Source organism: Flavobacterium sp. TSSA_36, assembly GCF_051547165.1.
In the GTDB taxonomy this organism is placed as follows: domain Bacteria; phylum Bacteroidota; class Bacteroidia; order Flavobacteriales; family Flavobacteriaceae; genus Flavobacterium.
In genome coordinates, this window is sequence record NZ_JBPTTP010000005.1 from 35,707 (window position 1) to 57,705 (window position 21,999).

At 34.6% G+C, this 21,999-nt stretch carries 13 protein-coding genes; 4 read left to right on the forward strand and 9 right to left on the reverse strand.

Features of this window, described 5'->3' with window-relative positions:
- Positions 1 to 379: 379 nt before the first annotated feature.
- The 5 genes from ACSVH7_RS10770 to ACSVH7_RS10790 all read right to left on the reverse strand — a co-directional run bounded on the left by ACSVH7_RS10770 (position 380) and on the right by ACSVH7_RS10790 (position 9,762).
- On the reverse strand, positions 380 to 1,681 hold the full coding sequence (locus ACSVH7_RS10770) for a TolC family protein (protein ID WP_438066701.1): 1,302 nt from the start codon (positions 1,679 to 1,681) through the stop codon (positions 380 to 382).
- Positions 1,682 to 1,898: 217 nt separating this feature from the next.
- On the reverse strand, positions 1,899 to 4,994 hold the full coding sequence (locus ACSVH7_RS10775) for an efflux RND transporter permease subunit (protein WP_438066702.1): 3,096 nt from the start codon (positions 4,992 to 4,994) through the stop codon (positions 1,899 to 1,901).
- 102 nt (positions 4,995 to 5,096) lie between these two features.
- Complete coding sequence (locus tag ACSVH7_RS10780) at positions 5,097 to 6,155, reverse strand: efflux RND transporter periplasmic adaptor subunit (RefSeq protein ID WP_438066703.1); 1,059 nt, start codon at positions 6,153 to 6,155, stop codon at positions 5,097 to 5,099.
- 302 nt (positions 6,156 to 6,457) lie between these two features.
- The gene (recG, locus tag ACSVH7_RS10785; protein ID WP_438066704.1) at positions 6,458 to 8,566 is read right to left on the reverse strand and encodes an ATP-dependent DNA helicase RecG; all 2,109 of its coding nucleotides are present in this window, start codon (positions 8,564 to 8,566) and stop codon (positions 6,458 to 6,460) included.
- A 185-nt stretch (positions 8,567 to 8,751) separates the two neighbouring features.
- Positions 8,752 to 9,762 carry a virulence RhuM family protein gene (locus tag ACSVH7_RS10790; RefSeq protein WP_438066705.1) on the reverse strand — a complete coding sequence of 337 codons (1,011 nt, stop codon included), beginning with the start codon at positions 9,760 to 9,762 and terminating at the stop codon, positions 8,752 to 8,754.
- Between the two features lie 337 nt (positions 9,763 to 10,099).
- Between ACSVH7_RS10790 and ACSVH7_RS10795 the strand changes: the two genes are divergently transcribed.
- The 3 genes from ACSVH7_RS10795 (at position 10,100) to ACSVH7_RS10805 (ending at position 13,436) form a co-directional block, all read left to right on the forward strand.
- Positions 10,100 to 10,546: a YhcH/YjgK/YiaL family protein gene (locus ACSVH7_RS10795; RefSeq protein WP_438066706.1), complete on the forward strand. Its 447-nt coding sequence runs from the start codon at positions 10,100 to 10,102 to the stop codon at positions 10,544 to 10,546.
- A gap of 11 nt (positions 10,547 to 10,557) precedes the next feature.
- Positions 10,558 to 11,109: a DUF1697 domain-containing protein gene (locus tag ACSVH7_RS10800; protein ID WP_438066707.1), complete on the forward strand. Its 552-nt coding sequence runs from the start codon at positions 10,558 to 10,560 to the stop codon at positions 11,107 to 11,109.
- 254 nt (positions 11,110 to 11,363) lie between these two features.
- On the forward strand, positions 11,364 to 13,436 hold the full coding sequence (locus ACSVH7_RS10805) for a hypothetical protein (RefSeq protein WP_438066708.1): 2,073 nt from the start codon (positions 11,364 to 11,366) through the stop codon (positions 13,434 to 13,436).
- A 196-nt stretch (positions 13,437 to 13,632) separates the two neighbouring features.
- Here ACSVH7_RS10805 and ACSVH7_RS10810 read toward each other — a convergent pair whose 3' ends face one another.
- The 3 genes from ACSVH7_RS10810 to ACSVH7_RS10820 form a co-directional block, all read right to left on the reverse strand.
- Positions 13,633 to 14,469, reverse strand: coding sequence for a thioredoxin family protein (locus tag ACSVH7_RS10810; protein ID WP_438066709.1), 837 nt, complete (start codon positions 14,467 to 14,469; stop codon positions 13,633 to 13,635).
- Positions 14,470 to 14,641: 172 nt separating this feature from the next.
- Positions 14,642 to 16,366 (reverse strand): sodium:solute symporter, encoded by a 1,725-nt coding sequence (locus ACSVH7_RS10815; RefSeq protein WP_438066710.1) that lies wholly within the window; start codon positions 16,364 to 16,366, stop codon positions 14,642 to 14,644.
- Between the two features lie 122 nt (positions 16,367 to 16,488).
- Positions 16,489 to 19,020 carry a PIG-L family deacetylase gene (locus ACSVH7_RS10820; protein ID WP_438066711.1) on the reverse strand — a complete coding sequence of 844 codons (2,532 nt, stop codon included), beginning with the start codon at positions 19,018 to 19,020 and terminating at the stop codon, positions 16,489 to 16,491.
- Positions 19,021 to 19,153: 133 nt separating this feature from the next.
- Between ACSVH7_RS10820 and ACSVH7_RS10825 the strand changes: the two genes are divergently transcribed.
- The gene (locus ACSVH7_RS10825) at positions 19,154 to 20,125 is read left to right on the forward strand and encodes an alpha/beta hydrolase (protein ID WP_438066712.1); all 972 of its coding nucleotides are present in this window, start codon (positions 19,154 to 19,156) and stop codon (positions 20,123 to 20,125) included.
- Positions 20,126 to 20,130: 5 nt separating this feature from the next.
- Here ACSVH7_RS10825 and ACSVH7_RS10830 read toward each other — a convergent pair whose 3' ends face one another.
- Positions 20,131 to 21,960, reverse strand: a complete 1,830-nt coding sequence (locus ACSVH7_RS10830; protein WP_438066713.1) for a hypothetical protein — start codon at positions 21,958 to 21,960, stop codon at positions 20,131 to 20,133.
- Between the last annotated feature and the right edge of the window lie 39 nt (positions 21,961 to 21,999).

A 21,999-nucleotide genomic window follows, 5' to 3' on the forward strand; every position in this document is an offset into this window, starting at 1 on the left:
ATTAGACTTCGTAGCAAAACTGAATTATTCAAGAAAAGCAAGAGCTCACGGACTATTTTGAAGAAGGAATACTTTTGTATTTTGAATTTAAAAATGGGAGTACCAAGCGTAACGTATCTTGAACTCCTCTAAAAAAATATAAACTCGTGAAAAAAGTTCTTGGTTTTGAAGGAGAAATTCATTCACTGAACTCTGCTAAAAAATATAAAAATAGTGAAGTAATTTAGTTGTAGTAGATTTCTAATGTGGAATCTGGGCTAAAAACACCTCTTGGGTAAACTATAATTTCAATCGGTGTTTGTGTTTTTTTGAATTTTAAGATCCTCAAATTATTGTGATGCTATCAAAACCCTTAGTGATTTTAGATTTATAAAAACTTTTAGTACGCAATAGTGCCCGCTAATTCTTTTAATGCAATTTCTGATAACTTGGCTTGATAGTGTGCATTACTATTTCTAACTCTTGCGTTTACATAATTGAGTTGAGCGGCTCTAAATTCGATAGTTGTTATCGTACCAATTTTAAGTTTATCAATTGTAATTGCGAGATTTTGTTTGGCAATCGCTTCGTTATTTTCTTCCAAAACAATGAGTTCTAAATTAGTTAAGTATGTTTGAAAAAATGTCGAAAGTTGCGATTCTAAAGCTTGTGTTTGTTGTTCAATAGCTAATTGGCTGTTCTCCATTTCTAATTTTGCAATTTTCTCATTTCTATTTTGAGTAAAACCGTCAAAAAGATTCAAAGTAGCGGTAAATCCATAATTGAAACCTCTAGCAGATGATTGTGTTGTAAATCCTAAACTCGATTCCGTATTTTGAAAATTATAACCCGTGTTCAAACTTACATTTGGATATCTAGCCGCTTTGACTTGTTTCAGCTGTAATTCTGAAACATTTTTAGCAATAATTTGCGATAGTAATTGCGGATTTTGTTTTTTGGCTAATTCCATCAATTGATATAAAAGTAATGAATTGTCCACCTTAACCTCGCTCAAAACTGAAAAATCAGTACTGACATCACGTGCTAGAATTTGATTCAATTTTATTTTGGTTGTAGCGTACAATTCTTTTTGTCGCAATAAGGTTACTTTGTCGGTATTTAAATCCACTTGAGCATTCAAAACCTCCAATTTTGATGCTTTCCCAATTTTAAATCGGTTTTCGGCCAATTGTAATCGTTGCGAAGAAATCACCAACGTGCTATCCATCGCAAACAATTGCTGTTGTTGTTGTACCAAATCAAAAAAAGTAGCGTTTACAGCTCCAATTTTGCTCAAAATTGTTTGTTTTAATTTGACTTCGCCTAATTTTTGCAATTCCTTCAATTGATCAAATCTCGCGAACATTCGTAAGCCATCAAAAACTGTCCAATCCAAACTCACACCATAATTCATGCTATTATTTTTAGCATCTTTCAATGAATTTACTTGTCCCGACTGCAATGTTTGAGAGGTGTTTTGCACCCTATTATTATCAATAAAAGATGCTGTTACAGAAGGAAGCATACCTGCATTTCCCTCAGAAACATTGACTTTGTCTATATTAAGATTATTGTTTGCAATTTTAATCTCAAAGTTGTTTTCCAAAGCTATCGACACCGCATCTTTTATAGTCAATACTTCTTGAGCGTTTCCTAAAACACTAGCAAGCAAAACCAAAAAAGCAATTATATTTTTTTTCATTTCTTATTTTCAACTACCAATTAAATTCTAATTTTCTAATTTGAGGAGCACCACATTTGTTTTCAAAACACGATTCCTCCCGCTATCCGCTATATCTTTTTTTTATTTTTTGAAAAGAAAAAATAAAAAAAAGGATGCCGCTGCACACGAGCGAAGCGAACTGGCGAAGCAATCGGGGCTAGACTACACGTTTCATTTTCATAAAACGTAGCCAAAATTATTTCGATTCGGCTTCGTATTCTGCAATATGGTCAAATTCAGGATAATGTTTTCTGGCTTTAGACCACATCAAATACAACGCTGGAATTACAAATAAAGTCAACACCAGCGAAAATATGGTACCTCCCACAATTACAACTCCCATACCAATTCTACTAGTTGAAGCGGCTCCAAGTGATAATGCAATTGGCAAAGCTCCTAACGAAATCGCCAAACTCGTCATCAAAATTGGACGCAAACGCGCTTCAGAAGCTTCCATAATCGCTTCAAATTTCGGTTTGCCTTGTTCACGTAATTGATTTGCAAATTCTACAATCAAAATACCGTTTTTGGTCACCAACCCAATCAACATTACGGTTCCAATCTGACTGAAAATGTTCCAAGTTTGATTGAACAACCACAACGAAAACAAAGCACCAGCAACCGCCATCGGAACAGTCAAAATGATAATAAACGGGTCAATAAAACTTTCAAATTGTGCTGCTAAAATCAAAAATATCAAGATTAAAGCCAATCCAAAAGCAAAAGAAGTATTCGAACTGCTTTCCACAAAATCTCGAGATTCACCACCTAAGTCAGTCGTAAACGTATCGTCCAAAACTTTGGCTTTGATTCTATTCATCGCTTCAATTCCTTCGCCCAAACTTTTGCCTGGCGCTAATCCCGCCGAAACAGTGGCCGACATATAACGGTTGTTGTGATACAATTGCGGTGGATTACTTTGTTCTTGAATGGTCACCACATTGTCCATCTGAATCAATTCTCCTTTGTTGTTTTTGACAAACATAGAAGCAATATCAAGTGGTTTTGTACGGTCTTCTTGGTTGAATTGTCCGATGACTTGGTATTGTTTTCCGTTTTGCATAAAATAACCAAAACGTTGTCCGCTCAACGAAAGTTGTAAGGTTTGTGCAATATCCAAAACCGAAATTCCTAAGCTTTCTGCTTTTTCTCTATCGATTGTAACGGTCACTTCAGGTTTGTTGAATTTTAGATTCACATCCGTAATCGCAAAAGTAGAATCTTTAGCAGCTTCTTCCATAAATAATGGAATTTTCTCTTCTAATTTTTTAAAGTTTGGCGCCTGAATAATGTATTGAATAGGCAATCCTCCACGTCGATTTACAGCGATTGTAGGTTGCTCAATTACCGCCGTTTTTGCTTCAGGAAACTGTTTGGTGATTTTGGTTAATTCTTCTGCAATTTCCTTTTGAGAACGCTTTCTTTCTTCTGGTGCTTTTAAGGCAATACGAACACGTCCGCTGTTTACCGTAGAAGCTCCAAAACCTGGTGATGTTATGATAAGCGAAACATTTTTCTCTGGAATGGAATCGTCTACAATTTTAGAGACTTCCTGCATAAAACGGTCCGTATATTCATAAGAAGCGCCCTCAGGGGTAGTCATAGTCATTACAATGGCACTTCTGTCATCATAAGGAGCTGTTTCTTTTTTCAAAAGCGAAAAGAAAAGGTAAATCAATCCAAAACAAACAATTAGAATAGGGAAACTCAACCATTTCTTTTTCATAAAACGGCCTAATGATTCCGCATAGTTGCTGTTTAATTTCTCAAAATAAGGTTCGGTCATCAAATAGAATTTTGATTTCTTTTGAACCCCACCTTTCATTAAATAGGCATTTAGCATTGGGGTCAAAGTCAAAGAAACAAAAGCTGAAATTAATACAGCTGCACCAATGACCACTCCAAACTCCCTAAACAATCGACCAACAAAACCTTCCAAAAATATAACAGGAAGAAATACTGCGGCCAGCGTAATCGAAATTGAAATTACCGCAAAAAAGATTTCATTCGACCCTTTTATTGCTGCTTCAATAGGCGACATTCCTTCTTCTACCTTTTTGAAAATATTTTCGGTTACTACAATTCCATCATCAACTACCAAACCTGTGGCTAAAACAATCGCCAACAACGTCAATACATTTATCGAAAATCCAAAAAGCCACATAATAAAGAATGTAGCAATCAAGGAAACAGGAATATCAATCAACGGACGGAAGGCAATGGCCCAATCTCTAAAGAACAAGTAAATAATTAAGATTACCAGAATGATTGAAATACCAAGGGTTTCAGCTACTTCAATCACCGATTTTTTTACGAAAATCGTACTGTCAATTGCAATGTTTAATTTGATGTCCTTTGGTAAATCTTTTTGCAAAGAATTGTAGACTTTATAAAACTCTTTTGAAATATCTAAATAATTAGCCCCAGGAAGCGGAACAATAGCCACACCCAATAACGGAAGCCCAGATTGACTCATTTTGGTCTCTAGATTTTCAGCACCAAGTTCAGCATTTCCAATATCACTAAAACGGACAATTCTATCGCCCTCACTACGAATGATGATGTTGTTGAATTCTTCGGGCTTGGTTAGATTTCCAACTGTTTTTACTGTTAAATCAGTGTTGTTACCCGTTAATTTTCCTGAAGGTAATTCTACATTTTGTTTATTTAATGCCGTACGAACTTCAGCTACAGTACAACCATAGGCTGCTAATTTTACTGGGTCAATCCACAAACGCATAGCGTATCTTTTTTGTCCCCAAATCTGTACACCACTTACACCAGGAATTGTTTCCAGACGTTGCGCAATTACATTTTCGGCAAAATCGCTTAATTCTAATGCGTCTCTGGTATCACTTTGTACCGTCATAGAAATAATGGATTCCCCATTGGCATCCGCTTTAGAAACTACAGGAGGAGCATCTATATCTTGTGGTAAACTACGAACGGCTTGTGATACTTTATCACGAACATCATTTGCAGCTTCCTCTAAATCTTTGTTCAAATCAAATTCAATAGTAATGTTACTACTTCCTTGAATACTCGAAGAAGTAACATTTCGAATCCCATCTATAGAGTTTATGGCTTTTTCTAAAGGTTCAGTAATTTGAGATTCGATAATATCTGAATTCGCTCCAGTATAATTCGTTCTCACAGAAACCTGAGCAGGGTCGATAGAAGGAAATTCTCGAACTCCCAAAAAACTGTAACCAATGGCTCCAAACAAAATGATAGTTAAATTCAAAACTATCGTTAAAACGGGTCTTTTTATGCTTATGGTGGATAAACTCATTTTTTTCTTTTTCTATTTAAGTCCTTAGTCTTTAGTTCTTGGTTTTAATCTTTAGTTGTTTATGACTAATCACTAATGACTAGCTAATAATTACTAAAAACACTACTTAATTTTAACTTTTACGGGTGTTTCATCTTTCAACGCCATTACGCCTGTGGTCAGTAAAGTATCTCCAGCTTTTAATCCTGAAAGAATCAAGATGGAAGCATCCGTTCTGGTAGAAGCTTCTACTTTTACTTCTTTTGCCATTCCTTTTTCGGAAATGAACACTTTTTTACCATTTTGAATCGGAACAATCGCTTCTGTAGGGATAACAATTGCATCATTAATGACATCTAATGGTAATTCGACATTAGCAAAAGTCCCTGGGAAAAGTTTTCCTTCTTTATTATCGGCTATGGCTCTAACTTGTAAAGTTCGGGTTGCAGTGTCCACTTCAGGTTCGATAGCATAAACAACGCCGTGGTATTTTTGAGTAGTACCAGAAACGGTAAATGAAATGTTGGTATTTAACTTGATTTGTGAAGCATATTTTTCTGGAACTGAAAAGGTAATTTTTAATTTCCCGATATTAACCAAATTCGCCACTAAAGTAGTAGGTGTAATGTAGGTTCCTGGAGAGATGGAACGCAATCCTATTTTTCCAGAAAAAGGAGCTCTTACGGATGTTTTTGCAATTTGAGCTCTAATTAATTGCACTTGTGCTTGCGTCGATTTGTGCTCGGCTCGGGCTACATCATATTCTTCTTGGCTGATGGCTTCTTTTTGTAAAAGCAATTTAGCTCTTCTAGCATTTTCTGCGGCTAGACCTTCTTTAGTTGTTGCTTGAATGAGTTGGGCTTTTAATTCTTGGTCGTTGACTTTGAATAAAACTTGACCTTTGTTTACAAAACTTCCTTCTTGAAACGAAATGGCTTCTACAATACCAGAAACTTCACTTCTAATTTCAACTTGTTCATTGGCTTCGATAGAACCTGAAAGCGATAAATTGTTTTTAAAAACTTGGGTTTTAATAACGATTCCACTTACGTTCATCGGTTGGTCTTTTCCTCCTTTGTCTTTTGAATCGCCTCCTTTTTTAGAATTCGAAACGACTCTGTAGGCTATAAAACCTCCAATGATAAGAACTAAAAGCGTGTAAACAAGGTTTTTTATTTTCATAAGCTTATTTGTTTTTTGGTAATTCTTTGGGTGTGGAAAGCAGTTTGTTTTTAACCTTCTAAAGTAAGATAAATTGAATTTTAAACTTGCTTTTTTATTAATTAATTAGATGAGACATCATAAATAATCAATGGTTTAATTGGTTTTTAAAAAAAGTTCAAAAACAAAAGTAAAGCATTTGTAAGAAAGCGATAATAAGAAAAAATAATTTAACATTTGTACATACAAATTAATAAAACAACTCGGAATCGTTTCGTTTTAAATCATAAATTCTTAAAAACAAAGAGAATTTAATAATAGATTTAACTAATATAGTTCCAAATATTTTTTTTCTTGGTAAGTTCCATAAAAACCATTCTAAGGATGTTATTTTCTAGTTTTTGCATAGAAGGGTCGTCATTCAATACTTTGAAAGCGTAATTTCTAGCCAAAAGCAATATGTCTTTGTCTTTGACTAAATCCGCAATTTGAAGGTTTAAAATTCCGCTTTGTTGCGTTCCCATTATATCTCCTGGTCCGCGTAATTTCAAGTCTACTTCGGCAATTTCAAATCCGTCGTTGCTATTGACCATAGTTTCCATTCTAATTTTACTATCGCTGGTCAGTTTGTGAGAAGTCATCAAGATGCAATAACTTTGTTCAGCACCACGACCCACGCGACCACGCAATTGGTGGAGTTGAGAGAGTCCAAAGCGTTCTGCACTTTCAATAATCATTACGCTGGCATTCGGCACATTTACACCTACCTCAATTACAGTAGTGGCTACCATAATATTTGTTTTTCCTTCGGCGAAGCGCTTCATTTCAGCATCTTTTTCTGCTGGTTTCATTTTTCCGTGCAAAATCGAAATCGAATAATCGGGTAGTGGGAAATCGCGTGAAATACTCTCGTAACCATCCATCAAATCTTTAAAATCCATTTTTTCGGATTCCTGAATTAATGGATACACAATATAAATTTGTCGTCCCAAAGCGATTTCATCACGTATAAATTTCCAAACTTTCAAACGGTTGGAGTCAAAACGATGCACGGTTTGAATGGGTTTTCGACCAGGAGGCAATTCATCAATAACCGAAACATCTAAATCGCCATACAAACTCATCGCCAAAGTTCTCGGAATAGGCGTAGCGGTCATAACCAAAACGTGAGGAGGAATGGCGTTTTTTTTCCATAACTTGGATCTTTGTTCTACTCCAAAACGATGTTGTTCATCAATTACGGCTAGGCCTAAATTTTGAAACTGCACTTTGTCTTCCAACAGCGCGTGAGTACCGATTAAGATTTGTAAACTTCCATTTTCGAGTTCTTCGTGAATGATTTTTCGTGCCGCAGTTTTGGTAGAACCTGTTAGGATTTTGATATTAATATTTAAGGTATTGGCAAATTCTGAAAGTCCGATAAAATGTTGATTGGCCAAAATCTCTGTGGGCGCCATCAAGCAAGCCTGAAAACCATTGTCTAGAGCCAAAAGCATACTCATAAAAGCCACAATCGTTTTGCCTGAGCCCACATCTCCTTGAAGAAGACGATTCATTTGGGCGTTGCTTCCCATATCGGTTCGGATTTCCTTGATTACTCTTTTTTGGGCATTCGTCAAATCAAAAGGCAAGTGATTTTGATAAAAATCGTTGAACAATTCGCCTACTTTTGAAAAGGGATGGCCTTTGATTTTGTGTTTGCGAATCAAATTTTTGGTAATCAATTGCAACTGAATGTAGAATAACTCTTCAAACTTCAGTCGGAATTGCGCTTTGGCTAGGGCTTCACTACTTTTTGGAAAGTGAATATTGAATAATGCAGCATTCTTTGGAATCAATTTTAACTCTTCAAGCAAATATTGGGGTAAAGTCTCGATAAACAAGGCTTGTGTTTCCAAAAACAATTGCTGCATCATTTTATTGATGACTCTGTTGCTAAACCCTCTGTTGGCCAAAGTTTCGGTAGATGGATACACGGGTTGCATAGCCGAACGCAAGCTTTGTTGGTGCTCAGCGAGTAACTCAATTTCAGGATGCGCTATACTGAATTGACTACCGTATTGTGAACATTTTCCGAAAACAACACACATTTCATTGAGTTTTAAACTCTCTTTAATCCATTTGTGTCCTTGGAACCAATTCAAATCCATTTGTCCCGTCTCGTCAATGAAAGTAGCTACTAAACGCTTTTGGTTTTTTCCAAACTCCACCGTTTTGATGTGGATGATTTTGCCAACAATTTGGACCTCGGCTGTGGTGCCTTGCAACTCATTGATTTTGTAATAACGGGTACGGTCAATATACCGATTGGGATAAAAATTGACCAAATCTCCATATTTATGAATCCCTAATTCATTGCGAAGCAATGTCCCGCGAGTGGGGCCAACGCCTTTTAAATATTCGATGGGAGTTTCTAGGAGGTTATTGGACATTTTTGAGTTGTTGTTTTTGATAAATTTTACGTTTGCTCAATTAGGATTTCGCGTATCCGTTATAGCTGTTTTTAAAAATATTTCTTAATTAGAATAGTACCATCATTCTTAAGGTTATACATTGTCGATTGTAAAATTTACTTCTTTAATTAAGTTACTAGAAAATTGAAATAGTAGGTTTGAATTTATTTTTCTCTTCTTTTTAATTTTTTTTCAAGTTCATTGAGTTCATTGAGCTCCATTTTATCATCTGCAATAGCTTCTTGTTTTTTTCTTCTATCTTCAAATAAATGATACATTTCACTCACTTTGTCTTCCATTTCTTTGTTTGATATACTTCCTTTAGATGCGAGTAGTGGTTTGTTATTAAATTCTAACAATCTATCCACATTTTTAGTCCAAAATTCCATCGAGATGTCTATGCGTTCTTTGATACGAAGTTCTGCCGTTTCCAAAAATATAACTACCAATCGGTTCAATGTATCTATTTCATCTTTGGTTAGATAATTCTTGGCAATATAAATATCTTGCTTTCTTACTTTTGTGCCTTTCCAGTTGGTTAATGCCATATTTGGACTATTGGAATCGGCTCTAGAAACAATAATTTCGGCAGCTGTTTTTTGAGTTACTGCATAAAGCAATTTATTTTGTGTTTCAGCAAAAAACATTTGAGTTGCTTTGTCCGTAGTGTCATAATCACTACTTAAAGCAAATAAGTCTCTTAATTTTTGATAAAATCGCTTTTCTGATGCTCGTATTTCTCGAATTCTTTCCAGAAATTCATCGAAATAATCCGGTCTTCCGTCTGGATTTTTTAGGCGTTCGTCATCCATTAGAAAACCTTTTACAAGATACTCCATTAAATGTTTGTTAGCCCAAATCCTGAATTGTGTACCTCGTTTACTTCGCACTCTGAAACCAATAGCCAAAATCATATCCAACGAATAAAAAGTAACTAAATACTCTTTGCCGTCTGTGGCAGTTGTCAAGTAATCCTTGACAACTGATTCTTTGGTTAACTCTCCTTCTTTCAGAATGTTAATAATGTGTAGGCTTATGTTTTGCTTTGTGGTGTCAAAAAGTGTTGCTAACTGACTTTGATTCATCCACGCACTGCCATCATTGGCATATAAGGAAACTTGGGCTTTCCCATCTGCGGTGTTGTAAATAATTATATTGGTTTGGTTGTTACCCATTGTCTCAACGATGATTTAATATGATTATTTTGATTAAACTTTGAATTGATATTTCTCTCGAACTCAAAACTTATTTTACAAAATTTGTAAATAATACAACTCTTAATTATGCCTACTTGTCTTTTCTTATAAAAATTGTTCTTTCTTGTTATCTAGAAAAACTTAGACCCTGAAAAATCATTTTAGTGGCTAATGCTATTTGGTAAATGACTTTTCAATAAAAAGGTCAAAGTATTTTCGCAAAGCGAAGATACTAGATTGTTTCTAGATTTGGAAATGGGTTTGTTTAGGAATTTCCTTCAATTCACAATATCTTTGGAAACTAAATACTAGAAATATGGTTATTGATAAAATAGAGAATTACAGACTATACAGCCAATTGACCAAACGTTTGGCCAAAGGTTTTGAGTTTATAACTATTACCGATTTAAAGGCTATTGCCTCAGGAAAGCACGAAATTGATTCGGATAAAATATTCGCGATTGTGCAAGAATATGATACGAAAGACGAATCTGAATGTGTGCTGGAAGGTCACCACAACTACATTGATATTCAATACGTCATCAGTGGAGTGGAGTTGATGGGTTTTGCGCCTTTGACCAACCAGAAAATGGTGGAAGAGGACTTAGAAAAGGATTATACCTTTTATGAAGGTGATACTTCTTTATTACGAGTAGAAGAAGGGATGTTTACCTTGTTTTTCCCCGAAGATTTACACCGTCCTTGTGTAAAAGCTGGTGTGGTTTCGAAAGTGAAAAAAGTAGTAGTGAAGGTTAAAATTTAATTCAAAAAAGAATGACAACACACTTAGCGCTCCTCCGTGGCATCAATGTGTCAGGGCATAATATGATTAAAATGGAGGTTTTGAAAACGACTCTTGAAACGATTGGTTTTAAGAACGTACAAACCTATATTCAGTCGGGGAATGTTTTTGTTGATAGCGAAGAGGAAAATCCTGCCAAGGTAGGTTTTATGATTAAGCAAGAACTATTTAAAACGCTGGGACTAGAAGTTCCTGTGGTGGTGATAGGAAAATCGGATTTGGAGGCTTGTTTTGCTAATAATTCTTTTTTGAAGGAAAAAGAAGTGGATTTGAAAAAATTGTATGTGGCTTTTGTTTCGATGGAATTGAAAAGTGACAGTATCAACGATTTAAAAATGAGTCAAGTGAAACCCGATGAAGCGCAGATTGATGCTAACAGAATTTACATTAAATATGCTGTTGGTGCTGGGAAAACAAGATTTGATCAAAAATATATTGAGAAAAAATTAAACCTTATTGCTACGATAAGAAACTGGAATACAGTGACACAATTATTAAAAATGGTTGAAGAGAGGGAATCGTAATTTTTTTTACAACATACTTTTTTGAAACATAAAAAGTATGTTTTCAAACGATGGATGTATCCCTAGCCCATAGTTTCCTTACCTTTGCTACTTATTTAACATTACTTTTTCAAAAAAAGTTCGGAATTTTGCAAAAAAAAATAGTTTTTGAAAGAGTAATGGCTTCTCAAAAGAGAAAATTTCTTTTCACTTTTTCATGACCAAAATGGCTATAATAAGGCTAGCCAATTGTACTAAAGTTTAATTAAATACTTATGACCAATAACATACTTATTGAAGATCAATATAATCGAACTCGTTTATTTGAAAAAGAAAACATTACTGATTTAGTTAGAGTTTTAAAACGATTTAATACAGTTCCTAAGATAAATGATATCAATATAATTACTTCAAAAACTGATCCTGAGGTATTTCAAATTATCCCTAATAAATCTATTATTATTGGAGCTTCATTTTTAGATCAGCCAGTGTTAGCTTTGACCTATTTGCGATTTGGAGTCGAATGGCAGCTTTGGTATAAGGCGCTAGGGAAGGACAAATCGAATTCTTTTCTCTGTGATGTGGCTGCGTTAAAAGTAACCCATATTTTTTATGAAATATTGCCAAAAGAAGATAAGGAAAAGTTAGCAACGAGTCACCATTTTTTAATTGATTTGATAAAAAACAAAACAGACTTAACTTGGGATGTTTTAGCTAATACTGTCGAATTGGAAACGATTCATGGTATAAAGAATGCTAAAAAATCACTGGAAAAATTATGGGAACCTATTTTGGAACATTTGGCAAAACCTACCGAATATCTGTTAATGTCTGGCGGTGATCTTCGATTGAATATAGACGAGATTGAGTTGTTAAACAAATATGGTTGTCGCCCCTTTCCTCGTCCTGATGCTTTTACTTTTGCTTCTTCAACTGCTACTAGTATTTCAAATTTTGCTTTTGATAAATCTGATAAAGTAAGACGCATTCTAATTCAAAAAAGTATTCAAAATGGTTTTCAAAAAACTACTTTAGAGTTTTCAGAATTACTTAAAAACAATTTGAGGAAAGCCCTAAAAATCAAAGACGAATGCCAAATAATCTTTTCGCCCTCAGGAACTGATTCGGCTTTGCAGATAGCGGCAATCACACAAATCGTTACTGATAAACCCATCACACATGTTTTGGTCGCTTCGGATGAAACGGGTAGTGGTGTCCCCGCGGCGTTACAAGGATGTCATTTTGAAAACACTACAGCATTAAATTTCCCCGTAAATAAAGGCGATACTATTGAAGGTTTTAGAGCCGTTGATTTGATTAAAGTCCCATTACGGGATCAGAATGGAGAGCTAAAATCAACACTACAATTGGATCAAGAAGTTTTAGAGGCAATTACCAAAACTAAAGCTTTGGGTAGACATGTGGTGTTGCACATCATGGATCAATCAAAACTGGGGTATCAATCACCAAGTGTAGCTTTGATTCAAAAATTAGAAACGCTAAAAGATTTATCCCTTCAATGTATAGTTGATGCTTCTCAACTTCGATTAGACCCTAAAGACTTGCATCATTATTTGAACAAAGGTTATATGATAACAATCACGGGCAGTAAATATTTCACAGGACCTCCTTACTGTGGGGCCTTAATTTTACCCAAAAAAGTAAGTAAGTTAGTTAATGCTACTAAAACTACCTTGCCTAAAGGATTGAACTCTTATTATAATCATTCTGATTGGCCTACATCATGGTACTGTTCTAAAGATTTATCAGAAGGGTGTAACTATGGGTCGAATATGCGTTGGAATGCAGCAATTGTTGAAATGGATCGTTATTACAAGACTCCTGTTCTATATAGAAACATGGGCATAGAAATGTTTTGCAATTTTGTAGAGGATTCAATCAAAGAAGCTGCTTTCTTGGAGCCCTTATTTATCGACAGATTTCAATCGAATCCCTATGATAGAAATGAATTCAGTTTACGAAATATTTGTACTATTTTTCCGTTTTTTATTTTAAAAGAGGGGAAAGCTTTGTCGGATGGTAAAGTAAAAAAACTATATACTTTATTAAACTCTGATATTTCTAATTCATTTGAGGATGCACCATTAGAAATTATTCGATTGGCGGCTCAAAAATGCCATATTGGTCAGCCCGTTAATGTGAAAAATGGAGTCGATTTTCAAAGTGCCGTTTTGCGAATCAGTCTTGGATCTAGAATTATTTCTGAAAGTTGGGTCAACCGTGATATTAGTTTGTTTTTTAGAAATATTGAAAATCAAATGAATCAAATTACCGTAATTTTGAAGAAAATAGAGTTAATTCTGGGTACTCCTAAATTATTAGAATAAAATTGAATTACAGTTATTTTATACAGGTAGTTGTCTAGAATCTATTTGTAAACTTAACCCCAAAAGAACCTTCACTTGACGGCTCTTTTGGGGTTTGTTTTAAAAGGAAACGGCTTCCTTTGCGGGTTTTCCGTTTTATATTTGAAGGATATCTTAAGTTTGAATCCGAATTTGGGACATAAATAAGTCTAATGTTTTAAGAATGGGAAGCCAAAACTCTATTTCCCTTTTCGATTACAAAAGAAGCGTCCGATTGTTGTAGCTTTTCTTCAAAAAGAGCTACTTCGCTATTATTATTTCCTTTCAATGCAATATATTTTAAGAAATAATAGGATATTTCATTTGCAAAAGCAATTTTTGTAGCATCATGGAATTTTTCTTCTAATTTCTCAGCTAATTTCTCATACTTTTTGAGGTAAGCCAATTCGTAAAGATTTAGAAGTTCTAGTTTTTGACTTAATTCTTGAAAGTTTTCAGCTTTTTTGTCTATTTTTTTCTTGGCATCATTAAGATATTCGCGGTTTAATCTAATGATTTTAGTATTAATTTCTTTGTCTACATATAGCGAATAATCATAATATTTTATAATCAAAGCAGCGAGGTTTCTGAAATCATTTTTTGTAAATACATTGATTAGTTCCTTGGATAAAAATTCAGTATTCAAAAGATAATTTTCAATTTCTTTCTTCAAATCATTGGGAGATCTATAACCTAAAAATGAAGTCAATTTTTTACCATTTCCATCTATGATAAACATATTCGGTATGCTACTTATTCCATATTGCATAGCTAATTCTCTATTGGAATCAATATCAATTTTTAATAAAACAAAATCCTGTGTTATTTCAATAATTTCCTCGTTACTCCAAGTATCCATATCCATTTTTTTACAAGGACCACACCAAGTTGCCCAAAAATCAATTAAAATGAAACGATTTGTAGCTAATGCTATTTTCTGAGCACTTTTGAAATCAGTTTGCCAATTGGTAGCATTCACAGAGTTTGACAAAAGGAAGGCTAAAAATAAAATCATTTTTTTCATCATAAAATAATTAAAAATTAATCATAAATGTAATGTATATTTTGTTAAAAAAAAATACTCTACCATTTAATCTTTAGTAATTTCTTATGATTTTTTGAAAATTCAGTTAAAAACATTTTTTTTGATTTGTCTCGATCTAGAGTTTAGGGGCATTTTTTATAAATTATTCGTAGCTATCTGGGGTTGTTTTGATAAACAACATTTGAATCAATAAGGATAAAATAATGGTTAGCAGCGCTCCAATAAAATTCAACCATAAGTAGCCCAATTTTTCTTCACCGCTCGGATAGATGAAAATCGCAAAATAATAGATGATGAAAATCGTAATTTGACTGATTACAGCACTGTAAAACACAGCCTGAGATTGTACCTTTTTGAGGTAAAATCCCACCAAGAAAATCCCTAATACGGTTCCATAAAAAATGGAGCCGATGATGTTTACCAACTGAATCAAATTTTCAAATAAGGTTCCGATACAAGCAAAAAGGATGGCAATAACTCCCCACATCAAAGTAAAAAATTTGGTAGCATTCAAATAATGTGTTTCTGATTTTTCGGTTTTTAAATTGCGTTTGTAGATGTCTATAGCGGTTGTTGAGGCTAATGCACTTAGTCCAGAAGCGGTAGAAGACATGGCTGCGGATAGAATTACAGCTAACAATAAACCAATCAATCCCTTGGGAAGATAGTGGAGTACAAAATGAAAAAAAACATAGTCTTTGTCATTCGTCTCACTATCGGGATCGGCTTTAGTGATGATTTCTTTGGCACGATCTCGCAAATCTTTTTCTTTATTTGACAAGGCTACTAATTCTTTGCGCAAAGCAGGGTTGTCATAATCTTGATTGAGTTGATCTATGTATAATAAATTAATGACTTTTTTGTCTTCTGATAAGGCATTGAGCTTTTTTTCTAAAGCATGGTATTCCTCTTTGAATTTGGAGTTTTCAATTACTATTTTATTATTGGGATTAAAATTAAGTGGTACAGGATTGAACTGAAAAAAGACAAAAACCATCACTCCAGTTAATAAAATAAAGAATTGCATAGGGACTTTGAGTAGTCCATTCATAATTAATCCCATCTGACTTTCTCGCACTGACCTTCCAGATAAATAGCGTCCTACTTGGGATTGATCGGTTCCAAAATACGCCAATGCCAAGAAGAAACCTCCTGTAATTCCACTCCAAAACGTATATTTTTGCTCAGGATCAAAAGAGAAATCTACGATATTCATTTTGTCATTGGCGCCTGCTATGTGCAAAGCACTAGAAAATGTCATGTCGTTAGGCAAATAATGTAAAATCAAGAAAAAGGTAGAAAACATTCCCAACATGATGACAAACATTTGCTGTTTTTGCGTGACGTTGACTGCCTTAGTACCACCAGAAAAAGTATAAATAATCACTGAAATTCCAATGAAAATATTCATATAAGTTAAGTTCCATCCTAATATGGCTGACAAAATAATGGCAGGCGCATAGATGGTTAATCCGGTACCTAATCCACGTTGTACTAAGAACAAAATGGCTGCCAATGAGCGTGTTTTTAAATCGAATCTTTTTTCGAGGTATTCATAAGCGGTATAGACTTTATATTTGTGGTATATAGGAATAAAGGTCGCGCAAATTAATACCATAGCGATAGGTAATCCAAAATAGAATTGCACGAATCCCATACCATCATGGTAGGCTTGACCGGGAGTAGATAGGAACGTAATGGCGCTGGCCTGAGTTGCCATCACCGAGAGTCCTACCACATGCCAAGGTGTTTCGTTGTTCCCTAAGATAAAATCTTCAACGTTTTTGCTCCCTTTGGTTTTCCAAACGCCATAAATAACAATGAATAAAAGGGTGGTCAATAAAATAATCCAATCAAATAATTGCATGGGTTAGGCGTATAAATTCATAATGAGACAAAAAATCAATATGTAAACAATATTCGCGATGAGTACATAAGTGTAATCTTTTTTCCAAATTTTTTCTTTTTTGGGTGGCATAATCGTTGGAATTAATGATTAATTTTTGGATCAGGAATTTTAGTTTCTGATTGTAATGAAATAGCATTGGATAACAATTTGAAAGCACCACTAACTCCCTCTGGTAATTCTCTAAAGAAACTTAAACCCGTATAAATATAGTTTCCTTTTCCGTAAGGAGCTACAAGCAGGGCTCCGTTTTTAGGCGTTTCTCCTTTGTCATTTGAGGATAAAATGGGGGTGAAGGCGGCATCAAAGGTGTTTGGGTAATACAATCCTTGTTCTTGTTTCCACCCTTTAAAATCAGCGGTTGTGATTTTATTTGGAAAATGTAAGATCGGGTGATTGGGTGCGAGAAAACGAACTTCTGCGTTTTCTTCCGTAACACGATCACGAGAAATTTTTAGTGGATAAGGTGCCATATTTTGAGTTACTAAATCATCCAATGTGTTGTATTGTACGATCATTGTCTTTCCTTCTTTTACAAAATCAAATAAAACACTTTGTTTGTTAGCTAATGCCTGCACCGTATTATAGGCACGAACACCAGTCATCACCACATCAAACGAAGCCATGCGCTCCGTAGTAATTTCTTCTGGCTTCAACAAGGTTACATGATACCCCATTTGTTCCAAACTTGCTGGGACTTCATCTCCAGCTCCCATGATATAGGCAATTTTTTCATTATTGATTTTTAAATCCATGCGTATAAACTTCGCTTCCGCATTTTTTAAAATTTGCTGCTTGGTTATGTGATCAAAGTCAATAATAATCTGGCTTTTAGTCAATCTTTTTTCTCCTATGACAATAGTACTTTTAGCCACAATTTCTTGGTAATTTTTGGGTGGAGTGACGGTAAAATAGACGGTTTTTTCACTTCCTTTTGTCTCCAAATTTACTTCAATAAATGCAGGATTTATTTTCCAATCTTTACCTAATTCTAATTGTACGATGCCTTTTACTGCATCTTTACCAGCTTTGACTTTCACGCCAACGTTTTTACTTTTTTCATTGGTAAATAACAACACTTTTTCTGTAAATGTGGAAGTGGCTTCGGGAACGATATCCAAGAAATTATACATTTCGCCTTTTACATCGTCATTGTATTTGTAAACTACAGTACGTTCAAAAGGAATTTCAACTCCTTCAATGCTCACAGTGAACACCACTTTTGCGTCTCTTTCTTTTTCAGGTAGTCCAATTTCAGTAGGATTGCTCACGGTGTACATTCCTACATTAGCTTCTTCAGCCAACCAATAGGGTTGCGTATAGGCTATGGTTTCTGGTAATTGAAAATCAAGGGTTAAAGTGTTAGATTGATTAGTATCTAATTTACTATTTTGAACCATTGTGTTTTGGTTAGGTAAAGTAGTTACACTTTTTAAAACCATTGGAATTGCAGAACGATTGATGGCTTCTATCTTTACTTTTAAATTACTCCCCGGAGTCGTTTGTTGTGTTGGAGCAACAGCTTCTAGGTATAAGCCAGCACAAGCAGCAATTATATTTTGGGTTGCTACTGCTTTTTGTTTTGACCAATGATTTTCATCTAATTGCAGCATCATTTGGTAAGCTTTAACTAGTTTTGGAATACTAGCCGAGGGATTATTATGATTAAATTCTTTGCTTATTATTTGCAGGATTTCGCCTATAGCTTTTCCACCTTTAACGCGATTCCAGCTCGTATCGATACCGTCGAAAAGCGAACCGTTTGTAGGGATTTTTTCTCCATTTAAAAATTCTAAATATTCTGTTTCTTCACCACGACTTCCTGTGCTTCCAAAACCTTGGGATTCATGGGAACTTCTGCTTAAAGCGGCAATTTCTTGGTTAGATTTTCCAATGTTGGGATAATATACTCCGGTTTGCATTGCCAATAAATTAGTTTTATCAGCGGCATTAAATTTTTCTTGCGAACCATAAAACCACCAAGAAGTATTAAAAAACTGGCGTTTGGCTTGCCAAGGTTGCACGTATTTAAGTTGGTCAGGATAAATAGCAGGATTGTTAGTTAAGTTAAAACTTTCTACACTCAACATAGCCGAAGCAGTGTGATGTCCGTGCGTTGTTCCTGGAGAGCGATGATCAAATCGGTTGATAATCACATCGGGTTGGAATTTACGAATCGCCCAAATTACATCGGCTAAGACTTTTTCTTTGTCCCAAATAGCCAAGGTTTCAGTTGGATTTTTTGAGAAACCAAAATCATTCGCTCTAGAAAAAAATTGCTCTCCACCATCAATTTTTCGTGCTTCAATGAGTTCTTGCGTGCGAATAACGCCCAATAGTTCTCTCAATTGAGCTCCAATAAGATTTTGTCCACCATCCCCTCGAGTTAACGACAAATAGGCGGTTCTGGCTTTGGTTTCATTAGCTAAATAAGAAATCAATCGGGTGTTTTCATCATCGGGATGTGCTGCAACATAAAGCACTGAGCCTAGAAAATTTAATTTTTGAATTTGATTATAAATCTCAACAGCACTGGGTTTTGTTGGTCTTTGAGCAAAAATAGTTGAGAAAGAAAAAATTAAAAGAAAGGTCGTTTTAATTATAGACTTAGACATAAAGGGTTTGATTATGGATAAGGTTCAAAAATAGTAATAACCATTTGGTATATTTTGTTAATTTATGTTAATGTTGTGCATTTGATTAAGAAGTAAGATTGTTTTTCAAAGCTATTTTTAAGTATCTTAGAGGATGGAATCGATACAAAACAATATAGTGTACACTGAAGATCATTTGGGACAAGGGTTTGAATCAGCAACTCTTGAGCAAGCAAACGACTATGAAGGGCGGGTTATCACGACTTTAATCCGAAAGCAATATGAAGGATTTACTGAGAAAGCGGTGTTGTATATTCATGGTTTTAACGATTATTTTTTTCAAACAGAAATGGGATTGAAATTCAATGAAAAAGGATTTCATTTTTACGCACTTGATTTACGAAAATACGGTCGTTCTTTTTTGCCTCATCAAAAAATGAATACCATGCGTAGCTTAACCGAATATTTTGCTGATCTGGATCTAGCCTTACAACGCATTAAAAACGAAGGAAACACTAAGGTTTTGTTATCTGGACATTCAACCGGTGGTTTGTTGGTTACTTTATATGCTGCTGCTAGAAAGGGTAGTGAAAAATTTGAAGCATTGTATTGTAATAGTCCTTTTTATGAGATGAATATGTCGCAGTTCCATAAGCGATTCTTAATCCCATGGGTAGCGCTTTTGGGTAGAAATTTTCCTGATATCAAAATTCCAGGAAAAATTTCACATTGGTATGGACATAGTCTGCATGTTGGACAAAAAGGAGAATGGAATTATAATTTGACTTGGAAGCCTCATTTGGCTCCTTCTGTTAACGCAGGATGGATTAATGCAATTCATCAAGGACATTTAAAAATTAAAAAGGGAGTGCAAGTGTCTCAACCTATATTGATAATGCATTCACACCAATCTATCTATAGTCATGATTGGAGTCCTTCTTTTTTCAAAGGAGATGCAATTTTGAATGTAAAAGATATTCAAGCAGGAGCGGAAAAAATCGAGGCGCCTCAACGCGTGATCCTAGAAATTACTAACGGAATGCATGATTTGATTTTGTCTCCAATGCCTGCCCGAGAAAGGGTTTATTCGGCTTTGTTTGAGTGGTTGGAGCAAATTATGAAGTGAATTTTTTATTTATATAAAACCGTCCGCGGTTTGTTTAATTCAAAATCAAGCAAACCGAAATCGCTAGTTTCAAAAGCATTGGTTCTAAGATTTTTATCATTTGGACCAAAAAGCGTAGGATAAAATGCAAAAGAGAGTTGGAATGAACTAAAAACCAAATAATCATTATTTATTATTACACCCAAACCAATACTAGAAAAGGCTTGACTTTTTATTTTGGTTTTCTTGTCATTGCCCAAAATACCTATTGTATAGTTTAAAAAAGGATTCAAACGAAATCCCCATAAATTCCATGGTGAATAACTTTGGGTTTGTGCACTAAAAACCATTTTTTTGGTTCCATACAAAGCACTATTAAAACCAGGAATGCCATAGTCTCCATTTAGAGTAATTTGATCACCAGTTGATGCCAGTCTATTGGTACCTAATACAACTCGTTGCTTTAAAAATTGTCTTACTTTCCAATCACCAATTTCATATAATTTAGTGAAATAATTGGCTTGAAATGAAAAAGCAGTTTGGGTTGTTTTTGAAGCATTGAAAAAAGTTCCCCATTCGGCATTCATGCTAAAAAATCCCCATCGATAGTAGTTGCCAAAGGAAGCCCTAGTCCCTAGATAGAGTTGCTCTTTGTTGTTTTTTCTTTGATAACCTGTGGTGATACTGTAAGCTTTTCCAATGGGGACATCTTCAATGATCCCGTTATTAAACAGAAAACGTTCTTGAATAAAGTTTCTAGCATTCAACCCAACACTCAAGAGCGTTAATTTTTCATTGGAATAAAAACGGATGGAGTCAAATTCAATAGATGGCGCTTCCTTAAAGTTTACGTTTACATATCTTGCTGCCAAAATCAAATTGGTGATTTTGTTTTTCTCACTAGGACTACTTTCAAGTGAGATGGCATGACCAAGCCAGTAATCATCAGTGTTGTATTTGAAATGTTGTTTGCTGTAATTGTTATTGTTATCAGCTAATGTATCTTGTTTATAATGCTGTTCATATGAAATACCGCCGGCCCATTTTGTTAATGGTGAAAAAAATTGTCTGGAAATTTCAAAATTTTTAAATGAATTTTCCTCAACGTCTTTTTGATTTGTTGCTTGAACTTTTATGAATGTTTTTCGAAAATTAGGAATGGTGTATTGTAGAAAATGACCGTTATCTCCTTCATTAAATCGATTTGTATATTCTCCTCTTATTTCATGACCTTGCCCCAAAAAATTTCGTTCCTTTAATTTTAAAGTGGTTTGGGTGGTACTGAAAGAGGCATTCGGAATTAAACTCCAAGAATCAAGTACTTGTAGCACCACGTTTACTGAGTTGTTGTTTTCTTTTGAGTCAACAATGATTAAATCTACACGGTTAATAAATCGTTGAGAGCGAATTAGACGAATACTTTCTTTAATTTTTAAGGAATCAAGAGGTTCTTTTTCTTTAAAAAGTAGCACTTTTCGAATAGTATAATCTTTAGATTTTAAATGTAAATCATTTCCCCATTTTTCTACTTTTTTTAATTTTTTAGGAGCTTCTAAAATTTGTTCACTTTGAATTTTATTACCGAAAGGATCAAATGTTAGTATGGTAATTGTATTTATAATTTTCCCTTGAAAAGGCTTGTAATCAAAAGAGGGACTTTTCTTTTGGGGTAATTTGGGTTGTATCGGGCGAAAAACCAAACGATGCAGGAAACTCGTTGTTTTTTTCTTTTGTGAAAATTGTTGAATGTTTTTATAGAATGAGGTGCTGTCCATTTTTGTTGCTTGTTGCGCAATCGCAAAAGGTTTCCAAAGAAACAGTAGGGCCAAACAGCAAAAGAATTTATAATTGAACATGGTGAGTGCCTATTTAAATTTATTTGTGGCTTTCTAAAG

Coding starts and splice junctions, on each gene's coding strand:
- ACSVH7_RS10770 (WP_438066701.1), bottom strand. CDS start 1,681: ATGAAAAAAAATATAATTGCTTTTTTGGTTTTGCTTGCTAGTGTTTTA.
- ACSVH7_RS10775 (WP_438066702.1), bottom strand. CDS start 4,994: ATGAGTTTATCCACCATAAGCATAAAAAGACCCGTTTTAACGATAGTT.
- ACSVH7_RS10780 (WP_438066703.1), bottom strand. CDS start 6,155: ATGAAAATAAAAAACCTTGTTTACACGCTTTTAGTTCTTATCATTGGA.
- recG (WP_438066704.1), bottom strand. CDS start 8,566: ATGTCCAATAACCTCCTAGAAACTCCCATCGAATATTTAAAAGGCGTT.
- ACSVH7_RS10790 (WP_438066705.1), bottom strand. CDS start 9,762: ATGGGTAACAACCAAACCAATATAATTATTTACAACACCGCAGATGGG.
- ACSVH7_RS10795 (WP_438066706.1), top strand. CDS start 10,100: ATGGTTATTGATAAAATAGAGAATTACAGACTATACAGCCAATTGACC.
- ACSVH7_RS10800 (WP_438066707.1), top strand. CDS start 10,558: ATGACAACACACTTAGCGCTCCTCCGTGGCATCAATGTGTCAGGGCAT.
- ACSVH7_RS10805 (WP_438066708.1), top strand. CDS start 11,364: ATGACCAATAACATACTTATTGAAGATCAATATAATCGAACTCGTTTA.
- ACSVH7_RS10810 (WP_438066709.1), bottom strand. CDS start 14,469: ATGATTTTATTTTTAGCCTTCCTTTTGTCAAACTCTGTGAATGCTACC.
- ACSVH7_RS10815 (WP_438066710.1), bottom strand. CDS start 16,366: ATGCAATTATTTGATTGGATTATTTTATTGACCACCCTTTTATTCATT.
- ACSVH7_RS10820 (WP_438066711.1), bottom strand. CDS start 19,020: ATGTCTAAGTCTATAATTAAAACGACCTTTCTTTTAATTTTTTCTTTC.
- ACSVH7_RS10825 (WP_438066712.1), top strand. CDS start 19,154: ATGGAATCGATACAAAACAATATAGTGTACACTGAAGATCATTTGGGA.
- ACSVH7_RS10830 (WP_438066713.1), bottom strand. CDS start 21,960: ATGTTCAATTATAAATTCTTTTGCTGTTTGGCCCTACTGTTTCTTTGG.